The following is a 15,782-nucleotide window of genomic DNA, read 5'->3' as shown; positions in this document are numbered from 1 at the left end:
CCCCCGGGCCGCTCGCCGGGCCGCAAGTTGGACCCGGCACCTAGAATGAGGATTTGATGCCGCCGCACTTCCGTCTGGAGCGAACGATGACAGCCTCCGAGCAGACTGCCGCGGTCAAGTCGGCCGACCGGGTCCTGGACGTCTTCGAGCTGCTCGCCGACGCGGGCCACGGGCTCACACACGCCGAAATCGGAACCTCGCTCCGGATCCCCAAAGGCAGCCTCACCAAGCTCCTCAAGACCTTGGTCGTGCGGGGATACCTGACGTTCGACGAGCCCACCCGCACTCACACGCTCGGTCCCTCCCTCGCCCAGCTCTCGGACCGGCCCGCGAGGGTCCAGCAGCTCATCGACGTCTCTCTCCCCGTGCTCCAGGCACTGACCCGCTCTATCAATGAATCCTCGGCCCTGAATAGGCTCCACGGGCAGCACACCGAAGTCATCGCCGCCGCCACCAGTACCCAGCGGCTCGTCTCGCACCTACGCGAGGGCGACCTCGCGCCCCTCCACGCGGTCTCAGGCGGGAAGGCCATCCTGGCGCAGATGACCGACGACAAGCTCGATCACTACCTGCACACAACGGAGTTCGAGAAGGTCACACCGCACACCGTCACCGACCTTCCCCGCCTGCGCCACGAGCTCGAGCAGGCGAGGTCCACTGGAATCGCCTACTCCCGGGAGGAATACACCCCCGGCATCATCGGCATCGGGACAGCCCTGGACCTGCCGGCATCCTTCCCTCCCTGCTCGATCAACGTCGCCATCCCCGCCGTCCGCATCAGCGACACCCTCGAGGCCCGCGCGGTGCGGGCACTCCGAGACGCCAAACGCGACATCGAGACCCAGCTTCGCGAAGACGTCCGAACTGCCTAAACCGAAAAGCGATCCCGGTTGCCCTCACGGATAGGAGCGCAACCGGGAATTGCGTACCAACGGGAGTGCCGCGCGACGGCCTGCTTGGTCATCTTCCCTGCACTGCCGAGGTACCAACGGAGTAGCAGAGCTCGTGGATGCAGGCGGCGCCGAGCTGCTCGACGAGGTCGTCATGACGCAGAAGCTCGTCCTCAAAGGTCGGGCCAGTCCCGATCGCTGTGGTGGGCGCCCCGTAGACCACCGTGTTGGCACGCTGCCGGCCAAGCATCGGCGCGACTGCCATCATGACCGCCTGGGTGTGATGTCCGGGGACGTTGTCCCGGTCTCGGTTAGCGGAGCTACCGGGCCGAGGGATCGGCCGGGATGGCCGACCGCGGCTCCCGCCCGCACCGCAGTCCGAACAGGACCGGCCCGGGCTGGTCAAGAGCGTCGTCAGAGCGTGGGCCACCGCGGTCTCCAGGTCAGCCGCGTCGGCCAGGCGCAGCTCTCCGGTCTGCTCGCCCGTGGCCGGGTTGAAGACCGGCTGCGTCCGCTCGCCGACGCCCTGGGTCTCCTCGCCATTGAGGAAGTGCGGAATGGTCTTGACAGCTGTGGTGGTGGGGCTCAGAGGTTCCTTCCTGCTACTGGACGTTGAGCGGGCTGGCAAGGGCGAGCTGCTGGGGCAGCCCCGTCACCATGGATTCGTGGAGGGCGTTCCGCACGATGAGGTTCTGCTCGGTGAGCTCGCGGAACGGCATGACGGGGCCCGGGGTGCGGATCAGGTCGCCGAACGCTTCGATTTCGGTTCTGAAGCTGTCGTGGACGAGTGGGAACGTCTGGGTTTCGCCTGCCCGGGTGGAGAGCGTCAGGGTGGCGGTTTCGTCGGGGTCCGGGTCGAAGGCCTTGTCCAAGGTGATCGCCCCGTCGGTGCCGATGATCTGGAGGGTGTGGCTGCGGCTGCGCGGGCCTTCGAAACCGCAGTCGATGGTTCCGAGGATTCCGTCGTAGTCCAGGATTGCGGCCATCGTGGTGTCGACGGGGTCTGTCCAGCTGGTCCCTCGGCCGTACACCGTGCCGGGCAGGCGGCCGACGACGCTGTTCAGCGCATCGACGCCGTAGGTGCCGACGTCGTTGAGTGCACCGCCGTCCATGCCGGGGAGCAAGCGGGGTTCTTGGGGCTGCCGGTCCATCACGAAGTGGAACCGGGCGTGGACTGAGACGATCTGCCCGATGCGGCCTGCTGCGATGAGCTCCCTTGCCCTGCCCTGATGGGGGTGGAAGCGGTACATGAAGGCCTCCATGATCCGCACTCCCGCCTCATCGGCGGCGCTGAGGACCCGTTGGAGGTCTTCGGTGCTGGCCACGAGCGGCTTCTCGCACAGGACGTGCTTGCCGGCCTCGGCGGAGCGGACGGCCCAGTCGGCGTGCAGGCTGTTCGGGAAGGGGAGGTAGACGGCGTCGATGTCCGGGTCGGCGAGGAGCTCCTCGTGGCTGCGGTAGGACTTGGGGATGCCGAACCTGCGGGCCACCTCCTCTGCGCGGCCGCTCGGGCTGCTGATTGCGCCGACGACGGCGTTCTCGGCCTTCGCTGCTGCGGGCAGGAACCGATGCTGGGCGATCCGGGCGGTGGTGAGCACGCCCCAGCGCACGGCCGTCACGATACCGCTGCCTTCTCGAGCGACTTCAGGTAGGCGATGGACTGGCGCACGTCCGCTACAGGTCCTTCGCCGATTGGGGCCTGGTCGAGGATGGTGTCCTGCTCCATGGTGAACCAGCCCTGGTAGCCGGCGTCGAGGAGGCCCAGGACGATGTCGCGGATGCCGACGTCGCCCTGCCCGAGGGGGACGTACATTCCGGCCTTGACTGCGTCGGTGTAGGTCAGTTCCCCGTTCTGGACCTGCCGGGCGAGGTCTGCCCGGACGTCCTTGAGGTGGGTGTGCCCGATCCGCGATGCGTGCTCTCGGACGAGCTGCTTCGGATCGGTTCCCCCGATGAGGAGGTGGCCGGTGTCGAGGCAGACCTTGGCGGTCGTGCCCTCCAGGAGCCGCTGGACGTCTTCGGTGGACTCCACCATCGTTCCGACGTGGGGATGGACGACGACGGTGATGCCGCGGTCGGCGGCCGCCGCGACGATCCGGTCGAGGTTCCGGCCGAACAGGGTCCAGCCTGCTTCGTCCAGCTCGTGGCGCTGGTCGTAGCCGGCGACACCGGTCTCAGCGGCCAGGACCATGATGTCCGCGCCGGCGGCTTCGTAGGCGTCCAGTTCGGGGGCGACGGCTTCCATGGGGTCCTTGTCGGGGTCGTGCAGGATCACGGGGAAGAACCCGCCGATAGCCTGGAGGCCGTGCCGTGAGAGGACGGCGGCGCGGGGCGCGGGCTCGGCCGGGAGGAAGCCGGCAGGGCCGAATTCAGTGGCCACGACGCCAAGCTCGGACATCTCGCCGAGGACGCGTTCGGCGTCGAGCTGGTAGCCCCAGCCGGGCACCTCGCAGACTCCCCAGGAGATCGGCGCAGCCGCGATGCGGCCGGTGATGGATGTACTGGTCATTCTTGTCCTCCGATGACTTGCTGGTCCCAGTCGATGACGGACCCGGTGACGACTCCGCTGCGGTCCGAGAGCAGGAACACGATGAATTCGGCGATCTCGTCGGGCTGTCCGAGCTTGCCCATGGGCACACTGGCGCTGGCCTTCTCGAGCCAGTCGTCGCCGGCGCCGTGGAAGGCCTTCTGGGTCGCGGCCTCCCCCGCTGTCGCCGTCCATCCGATGTCGAGTCCGTTGATCCGGATCCGGTCCCAGCGGTGGGCATGGGCGGCGTTGCGGGTGGCGCCGGCGAGCCCGGCCTTGGCGGCCACGTAGGGCGCAAGGAAGTCCTGCCCGCCGTGCTCCGCGATCGAGATGACGTTGAGGATGCTGCCCGGTGCGCCGCGGCTGACCAGGTGCCGGATGGTCTCGGCCATGATGAAGAACGGTGCCCTCAGATTGATCGCGATGTGCGCGTCGAACAGCTCCTGCTCGGTGTTGAGGAAGGTGCCTCGCGTGGTCAGCCCGGCGCAGTTGGCGACCGCGTCGAGGCGCCCGAACTCGGAGATGGTGTCCTTGACCGAGGCCCGGGCCTGGTCGACGTCCGCCAGGTCTGTCTTGAGGTAGAGGGCCCGGGCGCCTGCCGATTCGAGCTCGGTGCGCACCCGCTCGCCCTCCGCGGCGTTTCGTCCCGTCACTACGATGCCTTCGGCGCCCTGCAGGGCGGCGCGTCGGGCGACGGCTTCTCCCAGTCCCTGGGTTCCTCCGCTGACCAGGACGATCTTGCCTGCGAGCTGCGGTGCGTCCATCACCAGCTCCCTTCGACGTTGACGGCCTTGCCTGCCGCTGCGGACTCGGTGGCGGCCTCCGCCAGGACGAGGGCAGCCATCCCATCGTCGAAGCCGGGCGAGGGCGCTGTCCCGGTGCGGACCGCGGCCGCGAACGCGTCGAGCTCGGCGCGGTATGCGGCCTGGTAGCGCTCGAGGAAGAAGGGCAGGTAGGGGCCTGCCTGCTCCGTCCCGGATGCGCTGTAGAAGCGGACGGTGTCCGCGGCGAGGTTCGCGGCCGAGAGCATTCCGGCGGAGCCGAAGGCTTCGAGCCGCTGGTCGTAGCCGAACGCGCAGTGCCGGGAGTTGGTGATTGTCACCAGCTCTCCTCGGGCTCCGCGGAGCGTGACGACAGCAGTGTCGTAGTCGCCAAGGTCGCGGATGTCGTCGCTGAAGAGGGTGGAGCCCTGGGCGGAGACTTCCACGATGTCCGGGACGAAGAAGCGCGCCATGTCCAGGTCGTGGATGGTCATGTCCCGGAAGATGCCGCCCGAGCTGGCCAAGTAGCCGACGGGGGCCGGCTGCGGGTCGCGGCTGATGATCGTCAGCTGTTCGAGGGTGCCGATTTCTCCGGCTTCCACCCGCCGCCGTACTGCCGCGAATGCCGGGTCGAAGCGGCGGTTGAAGCCGAGCATGATCGGCGTCCGCGATCCCGCGATCCGCTCGCGGCAGGAGCGGACGGTCGCGAGGTCGAGGTCGATCGGCTTCTCGCACACGACGGCGAGTCCGCGCTGGACTGCGGCCTCGATGAGTTCGACGTGGGTGCTCGTGGCTGAGCCGATGACGACGGCGTCGAGCCCGGGGGTGTCCAGGGCCTCCTCGGTTGAGGCCACTGCGGTGGTGCCGGTGGAAGCTGCGAGTCTGGATGCGCCGTCGAGGAACGGGTCTGCGATGACTGCCAGGTCCAGATCGGGGTGGCCGGCGATGTTGTGGGCGTGGACGTGGCCGATCCGTCCCGAGCCGAAGAGTGCCACGCGGAGGCGTTCACTTGACATCGGAGTTCGTTCCTTTCGTTGCTCTGGTGTTGGCGAGCTCGGGCCGGCGGACCGGCGTGGGGACTCCTTCGTTGTTCATGGAGGCGAGGACGGCTTCTGCGACGAGGGCGGCGTCGAGGGCGTCGTCGGCGCTGGCGAGGGTGGTGCTACGGTCGGCTGCGATCGAGTCGGTCCATTCCTGCAGTTCCCGCCGGTATGCGTCGGCGAAGACGGGGCGCCAGTCGGGGGCCAGTCGGGTCGACTCCTTCAGGTTGGAGGTGAGGTGGGCGGCTGGCGGCTGGGCCATGCGGGCCGAGCCGTTCTCTCCGACGACCTCACAGTGGACGTAGTAGCCGGCGCGGTAGTCGACGCTCACTTCCACCGAGGCCAGGGTCCCGGCAGCGGTCCGGAGGTGGATCAGCTGGGGGGCGTGCCAGTCGCTGGGCGAGTCCGGGAGGCGCGGTGCGTGCCAGCTCGCCTCGACGATGGGGGAATCGAGGAGCCAGGCGGTGATGTCGATTTCGTGGATAGCTGAGTTCGTGACGATCGACGATGCGCTCGTTCCCGGGTACGCGCGGACGTTGCGGTGCACTTCGTGGAGGAGGACGAGGCGTCCGAGGTCTCCTGAGCGCAGGGTTTCGCGCAGCTGTCGGTAGGGCTCGTGGAACCGGCGCATGAATCCGACCGAGACAAGTGGTCGTTCGAGCCCGAGGTCGGCTTCCATGTCCCTGAGGCGGAGGCACTCCTCGGCCGACGGCGCGAGGGGCTTCTCGCAGAGGACGGGCTTGCCCTGCCTGATGCATTGCTCGACCTGGGCTGCGTGGGCCGAGTCATGGGAGGCGATGATGACGGCGTCCACAGTGGGGTCCGCGATGAGGTCGTCGGCTGTCGCCTGGCCCCTTGCGCGGTGCCTTTCGGCTGCTCCTGCGCGGCGTTCGGAGTCGAGGTCGGTGACTGCTGCGATGTGGGCGCCGCTGATGCATGAGGCGAGCGTCTCCGCGTGGTCGGCTCCCATGACGCCCAGGCCGATGATACCGATTCCGAGCGTCACGGCTGCGCCACCGCCGTCGGGGCGCGGCCGTCCAGGACCGCGAGGGCGCCGCGGACGGCGTCCCTGACGGTGTTGGCCATGCTCTGCTGGGTGAAGCCCATGACGTGGGGCGAGAGGGTGACCCGGGGGTGGTCGAACACCGGGTGGTGGGCGGGAGGCTCAGGGTCATAGACGTCGAGGCCCAGGCCGCCAAGCCGGCCGTCCTCAAGGGCGGAGAGTGCTGCGTCCAGGTCGACGAGGCCCCCTCGGCTGCAGTTGACCAGGATGCATCCACGCCGCATCGACGTGAACCGGTCGGCATCGAACATCCCGCGGGTCTGCGGGCTGAGGGGCAGGTGGAGGGTGACGAAGTCGCTTTCCCGCAGGAGCTGGTCCAGGTCGTCCCGACGGATGTCCTCCGGGATGTCCGCGAAGGGATCGTATGCGACGACGTTGAGGTCGAAAGCGCGGGCAAGGCGCTCGACGCGCTTGCCGATCCGGCCGTATCCGATGATGCCCAGGGTGTGGCCCTCGAGGTCTCCGACGTGCACTTCGGCCCGGTCCTCCCACTGGCCGTAGCGGACGAGCGAGGTGAGGTCTCCGAGCCGCTTCACGAGTGCCAGCAGGTGGGTGAAGACTCCTTCGGCGACCGAGGACGTGTTGCTGCCCGGTGTGATCACGACGGGGATGCCCCTGCGTCCTGCCTCGGCGACATCGACACGCTCGGTGCCGACGCCCGTGCGGGCGAGGACCCTCAGTTCAGGCATGCGGTCGAGCATCGGGGCGTCGACAGTGTAGGCGGCGCGGACGATGGCCGCGCGGGCCTCGGCGAGGTCGCGCTCGTCCGGGTCGGGCACGAACCGCTGCCCCGGCATCAGCAGCGGCTCCACGATGCCGGCCTCGACCGGTCCAAGGGCGACGATTGTCTGGATGGATTCAGGCATGGGATTTCCTTCGTCCTGCGAGTGACCGGCTCCGTCGCTGCCCCTGATCGGGGAAGGCCGCTCTGTGGACCGGCTATGGGGAATGTGTGGTGTCAGCGCAGGCCGTGGCGGCTGGAGTCGCGCACGACGAGGTGGGGCACGATGGTCTGCTGGCTGTAGGGCTTCTGGTTGGCCCCGCTGATCCGGTCAAGGAGCGTCTGTGCCCCGCGGAGGCCAATGGCCTTGCTGTCCGGGTCGACGGTGGTGAGCGAGAGTCTGGGCATGGCGGCGACCGAGATGTTGTCGTATCCCGTGATCGCGACGTCGATGCCCCGCACGTCCGCGGCGGTCATGGCTCCGAGGGCCGCCAGGTCGTTCAGGCACACCAGGGCTGTGGGCGCCGTGCGGTCCGTGGCGGCCAGGGCCCGCAGCGCTGCGGCCCGTCCAGTGCCCTCCCAGAAGTCCGCCGGGTACACGGCTGTGTGGCGTTCGAGACCGTGGCGGCGCATGGCCTCCAGGTACCCCGAGGCACGTTCGGTCGCCGCCGACCCGCCTTGGCCGCCCACGTGCACGATGCGTTCGTGGCCGAGCGAGACGAGGTGGTCGACGACCATGGCTATGCCTGCGGCGTCATCGGTGCGGACTATGTCGGCGGTGTCGACATAGTCCGGGCCGCCGCCGGCGAAGACGACGGGGCCCTTCCCGACAGCCTCGTGGAACACGGCAGCGTCCGGCACCGACCCGATCACGAGCAGTCCCGAGACCCGCAGGTCACGGTAGGCCTGCAGCGTCGAACGGTCGACGCCGTCCCGCCTCGAGGAGGTCGCCGCGCTGAAGAGCACGGTGTGGCCGGCGTCCTCGAGGACGGGCCGGGCGGCGTCCGCCACATCGAAGGCCCACGGGTTGTGCAGGTCGCTCACGAGGATCCCCACCGTGCCGTTGTCACGGGTGGCCAGAGACCTGGCGGCGAGGTTCATCTCGTAGCCCAGCTCATCGATGACAGCAAGCACCCGGGAACGGCGCTCCTCGCTCACGCCTGGAGAATTGCGGAGGACGAGGGAGACCAGGGACTTGGACACGCCAGCGGCGTCGGCCACGTCCCTGATCGTCGGCCGTCCCGCGGATGCTGCTGTCATCGTCAGGCCCTTGCCGCGGTGGTGCCGTCGAGGTCCTCGAGCTTCTGCCACTGCCCTGTCTCGGCCGAGGTCTCCGCAGCGGAGACGATGGCCGCAGCGGAGGCCGCGTCGTTGATGTTCGAGTTCGCCTGCTCGCCCCCGGCCACGGCCAGGAGGAACTTCTTGGCCTCGATGACCTTGAGGTCGTCGAACCCCATGGAGTTCCCGGGGCCGGGCTGGAAGCGCGCGTAGTCCCCGTGTCTGGGGCTGGCGTTGACGGTCGTGTAGCCCTGCTCGTCGTTGTTCCGGCCGAGGCAGACTTTGAGCTCGTTCATCCGCTCGAAGTCCCATTTGAGGGACCCCTCGGTCCCGTAGACCTCGATCTGGTAGCCGCACTCGGGGCCCACGGCGACCCGCGACGCCTCGAGGGTCCCCACCGCTCCGGCGCCGCGCGCGGAGGGCCCGAAGCGCACGATCGCGGCTGCATAGTCCTCGTTCTCGACGTCGCCCATCTCCCCGTCCTCGATCACAGCGAAGTGCGTTCCGGTCCCCATAGGGAGCTTCGGCCGCTGCGTGTAGACGGTGTTCGTCAGGGCTGTGATCTCGGCTACTGGGCCGACAACATACTGGCACAGGTCTGCGGCATGGCTGAAAAGGTCGGCCAGGACGCCGGTCCCGGCGAGCTTGCGGTCGAAGCGCCAGGACAGGGCGCCGTTCGGCTCGGAGGCGTAGCCGGAGAAGAACGCAGCCCTGACGTTGGTGATCCGTCCCAGTGCCCCCTCGGCGACGAGCCGGCGGGCGTGTTCGACGGCCGGTGCGTGGCGGTAGTTGTAGCCGATCGAGGTCACGACTCCGGCGGCCGCCGCAGCCTCGCGCACCGCATTGGTCTCCTCGAAGCCGCGGCCGACGGGCTTCTCGATCCAGAAGTGCTTGCCCGCCTTTGCCGCGGCGATGCCGATCTCGGCATGCAGGAAGTTCGGCGCGCAGATGGAGACGACGTCGACGTCGGGGTGTGCCAGGACGTCGCGGTAGTCGGTGGTTCCTTCGGCGAAGCCGAGGACGTTGCGGGCGAAGTCGATGCGGCTCGGCTCCGTGTCCGCGGCGATCACGAGGCGCGGCTCGATCCCCAGCTCGGGGTAGACGTACGGGACGTTCGAATAGGCGCGGGCGTGCAGCTTGCCCATCCATCCGACGCTGATGAGCCCGACGCCGATGCTCCGGGAGGTGGTGATCATGCCGTGGCCTTCCTTGTCTCTGTGAATGCTGTTGTCCGGGCGAGGTCGAACGAGCTCCTCAGGGCCGCCGCGAGGACGGTCGAATCGGACCCGATCGCCACGAAACGGAATCCCTCTGCGATGTAGCGCGCGGCTGCTGGCGCGTCGAGGGCGAGGATTCCGGCTGCTTTGCCGTGTCGTTCCGCTGCTTCGAGGACCCGGTGCAATGCTGCGCGGTACTCGGGGCTGTCGAACATCCACGGGACCCCCAGGGCGGTGGAGAGGTCGAGTGGGCCGACGAAGAGGACGTCCGCGGCGTCCAGGGCCGCGATCTGCTCCACTTCGTCCAGGGCACTCCGATTCTCGATCTGGACGATGCCCAGGCTCCGCTGCTCGGTGGAGGACAGCGGCGAGGCGTCCATGCCCCAGCGGCATGAGCGGTTGTAGGTGGCGACGCCGCGGTCCCCGTGGGGCGGGTAGTGCAGGTGGCTAAGGGCCTCGGCCACCTCGCGATGGCCCTGCAGGCGCGGCAGCATGATCCCTGCCGCGCCTTGGTCGAGGACGCGTCCGACGCGGATGCGGTCGTCGGTCTCGACGCGGACGAGCGTGGGTACGCCGTACGCTCCGGCGGCCAGGACGGCCGGGCCGACCGTCTCCTCTGATCCCGCTCCGTGCTCGAGATCGACAAGGATCCAGTCCGCGCCGGAGGCGGCGCAGACCTCCGCGGCGGTCTGCGAGCCGAGTCCGACGAAGGTGCCGACGGTGGTCTCTCCGGCCTGGATGCGCGCCCGGAGGGATCCGTGGTCCAGCGGGCCGGCACTCATGCGAACCACCGCTGGCGGCCTCGGGCGTCCTCGTATTCGGAGCGCAGCTTTCGGACCCATTCCTGCTCCGAGACCTCTGCGGGTGCAACGTCCCACCACACGTCGCCGCCGGGGAGGTCCACGTGGGGGACGGTGGGTACGACGATGACCACCGGGCCGCGGGTGTCGCGGGTGGTGTTGAGGGCCTCGCGGACCTCTTGGGCGGTGGTGGCACGCAGGGCCGTGGCGCCGAGGCCCTCGGCGATCTTGCGCAGGTCGACCTGGAGGTAGTCGCCTTCGAGCCGGGCCGGAGCGCCGTCGGCCCCGGTCACGGGGCCACGCTCTGCACGGTAGCGGAACTCGTTGCCGAACTCGCGGCCGCTGCGGTTCATCTGGAGCCGGTGGATGACCTGGTAGCCGTGGTTCTCGGAGACCACGACTGTCATGTCCAGGCACTCCTGCGCTGCCGTGAGGAGCTCGGTGGGGGCCATGAGGTAGGTCCCGTCACCGATGAATGAGACGATCCGTCCGTCCGCGTCGCCCTCGGCGAGGCGGACGCCCATGCCGGCGGCGATCTCGTAGCCCATGCAGGAGAACCCGAATTCGAGGTGGCATGCCCGCCCGTCGGTCGCGTCCCAGACCTTCTGCAGGTCTCCGGGGGGCCCTCCGGCGGCGGCAATGACGGTGTCCCCGGAGCGGGCGTGCTCCTGCATGAGGCCGATCAGCTGCGGCTGGGTCAGCACCGCCCCAGTCGCCGGTGCGTCCGGGTGGTCCTCGGGGCGGAACGCCCGGTCGGGGTCGAGCCACTGTGCCCGGATCGGCGCCCACTCGGCGCGCGCTGCCTGCACCTCCTCCCGCCACGACTCGGAAGTGCTGTGGCCTTGGAGGGCGCCGGCGAGTGCCTCGAGCGCCAGGCGGGCGTCGGCGAGGATGCCCGTCGCGCCCTGCTTGCGGGCGTCGGCGTCGACGATGTTGACCGAGGCGAACCGGACGTCGGGGGCCTCGAAGATCGACTGGGAGCCGGTGGCGAAGTCGGTCAGGCGCGTGCCGACGCTGATGACGAGGTCGGCCTGCTTGACGAGCCGGTTGGACGCGAAGTTCCCTTCAAGGCCCACTCCCCCGACCTGCCACCATTCATCCTTGGTCACGGCGCCCTTGCCGCCGAAGGTCTCCACCACGGGCAGCCCGACCTGGTTGGCGAGCGCTTCAAGCGCAGCATGGGCATCGGAGTAGTGGATTCCGCCGCCCGCGATGAGGACCGGCCGCCGGGCGGCGCGGACCAGGTCGGCGACTTCTGCGATCTCCTGCGGGTCTGGGAGAGGCCGACGGACCTTCCAGTCGCGGGGCTCGAAGAACTCGGCCGGGTAGTCGTAGGCGTGGGACTGGATGTCCTGCGGGAGCGAGAGGACGACGGCGCCGGCGTCGGTGGGGCTCGTGAGGACGCGCATGGCCTGGGGCAGGGCGGTGAGGAGCTGCTCAGGCCGGGTGATCCGGTCGAAGAATCGCGAGACAGGACGGAACGCGTCGTTGACCGTCGAGTCGGCTTCGGTAGGGTGCTCGAGCTGCTGCAGGACCGGTCCCTGGTGCCTGGTGGCGTACGTGTCCCCGGGGAGGAGGAGCACCGGGATGCGGTTCACCGTCGCCAGTCCGGCCGCGGTGACGAGGTTGAGGGCGCCTGGACCGATCGAGGCGGTCACGGCCAGGACCGAGCGCCGACGCGATGCCTTGGCGTAGGCGGTCGCGATATGGGCCAGGTACTGCTCGTGGCGGCCCTGGATGAACGGCAGCTCCTCGGAGTACTGGTCGAGGGCCTGGCCGAGGCCGGCGACGTTGCCGTGGCCGAAGATGCCGAGCGCGGCGGGGACGAGGCGGCGGCGTTCCCCGTCTGCGACGCTGTGCTGGACGGAGAGGTACTTCACGATCGCCTGGGCGACGGTGAGCCTGATGGTGTTGGTCATGGTCTTCCTGTCGTTCTTCGCTGCCAGCTACCAGGGGCGCCCGTGGAGGACGACGGTCTTCTCTTCGGTCATCTCCTGGACCGCTGAGCGGATGCCCTCCTTGCCGATGCCGCTGCCCTTGAGCCCGCCGTAGGGCATGAGGTCGGCGCGCCACAGGGGCGTCCAGTTGATGTGGACGTTGCCGGCGTCGATCTGGCGCATGGCCCGCACGGCCCCGGCGACGTCGGAGGTGAAGATGCCGGCGCCGAGCCCGTAGGCGCTGTCGTTGGCCAGCGCGATGGCCGCCCCGAGGTCGTCGGCCCGGGAGACGGCCACGGCAGGGCCGAACAGCTCGTCCTGGCTGAAGGGGCTCGCGGGATCGACGTCGGCGAGGACGGCCGGCTGGAGCACGGCCCCGGAGCGTTCGCCTCCGGTCAGGACGCGTGCGCCGCTGTCGCGTGCGGCTGCGATGGAGCGTTCGACCCGTTCGGCCTCCGTCGTCGAGATGAGCGATCCCAGACGGGTTGAGGCGGAGGTCGGGTCGCCGACTTCGATGGCCTTGACCATCGGGACCAGGGCGTCGAGGAAGTCGGCCTCCACGCGCCTGTCGACGAGGACGCGCTGGACGGAGATGCAGACCTGTCCGGCGTTGATGTAGCCGCCGGCGGCGACGGCGGTGGCGGCCAGTTCGATGTCCGCGTCCGGCAGGATGATGACCGGGCAGGAGGCGCCGAGCTCGAGGGAGAGCTTCTTCACCCCGGCGATCGAGGCGATCCGGGTTCCGGTGGCGGTCGATCCGGTGAAGGAGACCTTCCGGACGCGGGGGTCGCTCACCAGCACGTCGCCGAGCTCGCCGCCGCTGCCGGTCACGACGGAGAGCGCTTCGGGCGCGAGCCCTGCATCGACGAAGCATGCTGCGAGCTTCAGCGCAGTAAGCGGCGTGGTGCGGGCGGGCTTGAGCACGACCGCATTTCCGGCCGCGAGGGCCGGTGCGATCTTGTGCAGGACCAGCAGCGAGGGGTAGTTGAACGGCGTGATCGCCACGATGATGCCGCAGGGCTGGCGCAGGGTGAAGCCGATCTTGTCTTGGCCTGTGCCGGGGTTGGCGTCCAGGGGCAGGGTGTCCCCGTACAGCTGGGTCCCTTCATAGGCGGCCAGGCGGATGATCGCGCCTGCCCGTCCTGCTTCGCCCCGCGCTTCCGTGATCGGCTTGCCGGTCTCGGCGGTGATGGTCTGGGCGATGTCTTCGGCCCGCTCATCCGCGAGGGCTGCGGCCCTGAGGAGGATGTCGGCGCGGGCGTGCGCGGGGAGGGTGCGCTGGATTCGGGCGCCGACCTCGGCCCGGTCCAGCGCCGCCAGTGCATCCTTCGCAGTCGCTACCGGCACGACGTCGACCACGTGCCCGTCGAAGGGGGAGGTGACCTCTTCGGTCCGGCCGCTGGTGGACTCCTGCCAGGTTCCCGACACAAGCATCTGCATCTCTTCTCTACTTCCTTTCCTGGTTGGCGGAAGGGCTCTCAGCGTTGACCGCGGCGGCCTCGGCCTGGACTTCCTCGAGGGCCTCGGTGTGGCCGCCGAGCTGTTCGAGCTCGTGGGCGAGCTCTGCGAGCTCGGCGCCGCCGGCCATCTGTGCAGTCAGTTCCTCAAGGGTGATGTCCTTCTTGTCGTAGTAGCCGATCGAGCGGCCGCGCTTCAGGAGCAGGAACCGGTCGCCCACGGGGTAGGCGTGGTGCGGGTTGTGGGTGATGAAGATGACCCCCAGGCCCCGGTCGCGGGCCTGGAGGATGTACCGCAGGACCACCCCGGACTGCTTCACACCCAGGGCGGCGGTGGGCTCGTCCAGGATCAGGACCTTGGCCCCGAAGTACACGGCCCGGGCGATGGCCACGCACTGCCGCTCGCCGCCGGAGAGCTGGCCGATGGGCTGCTCGACATCGCGCAGGTCGATGCCCATCTGCGCCAGTTCCTTCTTGGTGATCTCCTTCATCCTGTTCACGTCCATGCGCCGGAACGGGCCGACGCCGGTGGTCAGCTCCGAGCCGAGGAAGAAGTTCCGCCAGATCGGCATGAGCGAGACCACCGCCAGGTCCTGGTACACCGCGGCGATGCCCGCGTCCAGGGCCTCACGGGGGCTGGAGAGCTTGCGCTCCTCTCCCATGATGGTGAAGATGCCCTCGTCGTGGTGGTGCAGGCCGGCGATGATCTTGATCAGGGTCGACTTGCCGGCGCCGTTGTCGCCGAGGACGCAGGTGACGCGGCCGTTGTCCACGGCCATGGTCACGTCCCGCAGGGCGATGACGTTGCCGTAGTGCTTGCCGATCTTGTCCAGCCGCAGAAGGTGCACGGCTCGGTCGGTGAGCGGGTCCGTCTCGGCGCTCCCGGCGCGCAGCTGGGCGTTGCTGATGTTGCGTGACCTGGCCTCGGCCCTGGTCGATGCGTTCTGGGTTTCCATGATTCCGTCTTCCTTGGTCCGGGCTGTCATTTCCGCTCGGCGCGGTTCTTGACGACGAGGTTCACGATGGTGGCCATCAGGAGCATCAGGCCCAGGAAGAACTTGAACCAGTCGGGGTTCCACTGCGCGTACACGATGCCCTTGTTGGCCATGCCGAAGATGAATGCCCCGATTGCTCCTCCGATTGCTGAACCGTAGCCGCCGGTGAGGAGGCATCCGCCGATGACGGCGGCGATGATGTAGAGGAACTCGTTGCCCACGCCCTCCCCGGACTGGACGGTGTTGAAGGCGAAGAGGTTGTGCATGCCCAGCAGCCACCCGCAGAAGCCCACGCCCATGAAGAGTCCGATCTTGGTCTTGGTCACGGGCACGCCCACGGCCCGGGCGGCGTTCGCGTCGCCGCCGACTGAGAAGATCCAGTTCCCCACGCGGGTGCGCAGCAGGATCCAGGAGGCGATGAGAACCAGGACGACCCAGTAGAAGACGGTGACCTTGACCTCGACACCGGCGATCGTGATCGAGGAGGCGAAGATGGCATGGGCGGCGGAGAACCCGTCCATGTCCGCGATCGAGGGCGAGGAGACGGACCCGCCGATGAGGCGGGTGAGGGCGAGGTTGAGTCCCGTGAGCATCAGGAACGTCGCCAGGGTGACGATGAACGAGGGCAGCTTGGTGCGCACGAGGATCCAGCCGTTGACGAAGCCGATGCCCAGGGAGACGACCAGTGCGAGCAGGACGCCGATCCATACGTTCATCGAGAAGTACCACGAGAACATGGACGCGCTCAGCGCTGAGGAAATCACGGCTACGCCGGCGGAGAGGTCGAACTCGCCGCCGATCATCAGCAGCGACACGCCGACGGCCATGATCCCGATCGTTGACGACCCGTACAGCACGGTCGCGAACGAGCTGGGCTGCAGGAAGGTCGGAGCGACGACCGAGAAGAAGATGAACAGGACGATCGCGCCCACGAGGGCCCCGACCTCGGGGCGCGTCAAGAGCTTCTGGACTGGGTTTCTCCGCCCGATCCGCTCGTCAGAAACCGGCGCCGGGGCCGGAACGGTTGCAGTAGCCATGGGGAAAACTCCTTGGTGGTCGGGCCGCGCGACGCCCGCGCGTCGCGCGGCCCGGTGCC

14 protein-coding genes and 1 pseudogene are annotated in these 15,782 nt (G+C 68.8%); 2 read left to right on the top strand and 13 right to left on the bottom strand.

Translation table 11 applies throughout. The features are described from left to right. Positions 1-86 precede the first annotated feature (86 nt). On the top strand, positions 87-872 hold the full coding sequence (locus LF262_RS15675) for an IclR family transcriptional regulator (RefSeq protein WP_235781335.1): 786 nt from the start codon (positions 87-89) through the stop codon (positions 870-872). A 339-nt stretch (positions 873-1,211) separates the two neighbouring features. Beyond that, positions 1,212-1,280 (top strand): annotated as a pseudogene (locus LF262_RS17025) (leucine zipper domain-containing protein); the annotation flags it as partial. 212 nt (positions 1,281-1,492) lie between these two features. Here LF262_RS17025 and LF262_RS17185 read toward each other — a convergent pair. From LF262_RS17185 to LF262_RS15605, 13 genes are all read right to left on the bottom strand, one after another. Then, complete coding sequence (locus tag LF262_RS17185) at positions 1,493-2,509, bottom strand: Gfo/Idh/MocA family protein (RefSeq protein WP_235781333.1); 1,017 nt, start codon at positions 2,507-2,509, stop codon at positions 1,493-1,495. After that, on the bottom strand, positions 2,506-3,399 hold the full coding sequence (locus LF262_RS15660) for a sugar phosphate isomerase/epimerase family protein (RefSeq protein ID WP_235781332.1): 894 nt from the start codon (positions 3,397-3,399) through the stop codon (positions 2,506-2,508). The genes LF262_RS17185 and LF262_RS15660 overlap by 4 nt, the downstream gene beginning before the upstream one ends. Next, positions 3,396-4,181 (bottom strand): SDR family oxidoreductase, encoded by a 786-nt coding sequence (locus tag LF262_RS15655; protein ID WP_235781331.1) that lies wholly within the window; start codon positions 4,179-4,181, stop codon positions 3,396-3,398. Before LF262_RS15655 ends, LF262_RS15660 begins: the two co-directional genes overlap by 4 nt. Further along, on the bottom strand, positions 4,181-5,194 hold the full coding sequence (iolG, locus tag LF262_RS15650) for an inositol 2-dehydrogenase (RefSeq protein WP_235781330.1): 1,014 nt from the start codon (positions 5,192-5,194) through the stop codon (positions 4,181-4,183). Before iolG ends, LF262_RS15655 begins: the two co-directional genes overlap by 1 nt. Beyond that, positions 5,184-6,224: a Gfo/Idh/MocA family protein gene (locus LF262_RS17180; protein WP_235781329.1), complete on the bottom strand. Its 1,041-nt coding sequence runs from the start codon at positions 6,222-6,224 to the stop codon at positions 5,184-5,186. Before LF262_RS17180 ends, iolG begins: the two co-directional genes overlap by 11 nt. Then, positions 6,221-7,147 carry an NAD(P)-dependent oxidoreductase gene (locus tag LF262_RS15640; protein ID WP_235781328.1) on the bottom strand — a complete coding sequence of 309 codons (927 nt, stop codon included), beginning with the start codon at positions 7,145-7,147 and terminating at the stop codon, positions 6,221-6,223. The genes LF262_RS17180 and LF262_RS15640 overlap by 4 nt, the downstream gene beginning before the upstream one ends. 92 nt (positions 7,148-7,239) lie before the next feature. Continuing rightward, positions 7,240-8,262 carry a LacI family DNA-binding transcriptional regulator gene (locus tag LF262_RS15635; RefSeq protein WP_235781327.1) on the bottom strand — a complete coding sequence of 341 codons (1,023 nt, stop codon included), beginning with the start codon at positions 8,260-8,262 and terminating at the stop codon, positions 7,240-7,242. Between the two features lie 2 nt (positions 8,263-8,264). After that, positions 8,265-9,476, bottom strand: a complete 1,212-nt coding sequence (locus LF262_RS15630; RefSeq protein ID WP_235781326.1) for a Gfo/Idh/MocA family protein — start codon at positions 9,474-9,476, stop codon at positions 8,265-8,267. Further along, positions 9,473-10,279 (bottom strand): HpcH/HpaI aldolase family protein, encoded by an 807-nt coding sequence (locus LF262_RS15625; protein WP_235781325.1) that lies wholly within the window; start codon positions 10,277-10,279, stop codon positions 9,473-9,475. The genes LF262_RS15630 and LF262_RS15625 overlap by 4 nt, the downstream gene beginning before the upstream one ends. Then, positions 10,276-12,216, bottom strand: coding sequence for a 3D-(3,5/4)-trihydroxycyclohexane-1,2-dione acylhydrolase (decyclizing) (gene iolD / locus LF262_RS15620; RefSeq protein ID WP_235781324.1), 1,941 nt, complete (start codon positions 12,214-12,216; stop codon positions 10,276-10,278). The genes LF262_RS15625 and iolD overlap by 4 nt, the downstream gene beginning before the upstream one ends. 27 nt (positions 12,217-12,243) lie before the next feature. Then, positions 12,244-13,674: an aldehyde dehydrogenase family protein gene (locus LF262_RS15615; RefSeq protein ID WP_235781323.1), complete on the bottom strand. Its 1,431-nt coding sequence runs from the start codon at positions 13,672-13,674 to the stop codon at positions 12,244-12,246. 7 nt (positions 13,675-13,681) lie between these two features. Next, positions 13,682-14,647 carry an ATP-binding cassette domain-containing protein gene (locus tag LF262_RS15610; RefSeq protein WP_235781322.1) on the bottom strand — a complete coding sequence of 322 codons (966 nt, stop codon included), beginning with the start codon at positions 14,645-14,647 and terminating at the stop codon, positions 13,682-13,684. 26 nt (positions 14,648-14,673) lie between these two features. Further along, on the bottom strand, positions 14,674-15,723 hold the full coding sequence (locus LF262_RS15605) for an ABC transporter permease (RefSeq protein ID WP_235781321.1): 1,050 nt from the start codon (positions 15,721-15,723) through the stop codon (positions 14,674-14,676). Positions 15,724-15,782 lie beyond the last annotated feature (59 nt).

The organism is Sinomonas notoginsengisoli, assembly GCF_021554725.1.
In the GTDB taxonomy this organism is placed as follows: domain Bacteria; phylum Actinomycetota; class Actinomycetes; order Actinomycetales; family Micrococcaceae; genus Sinomonas; species Sinomonas notoginsengisoli.
This window is presented reverse-complemented; position numbering and strand designations above follow the sequence as displayed.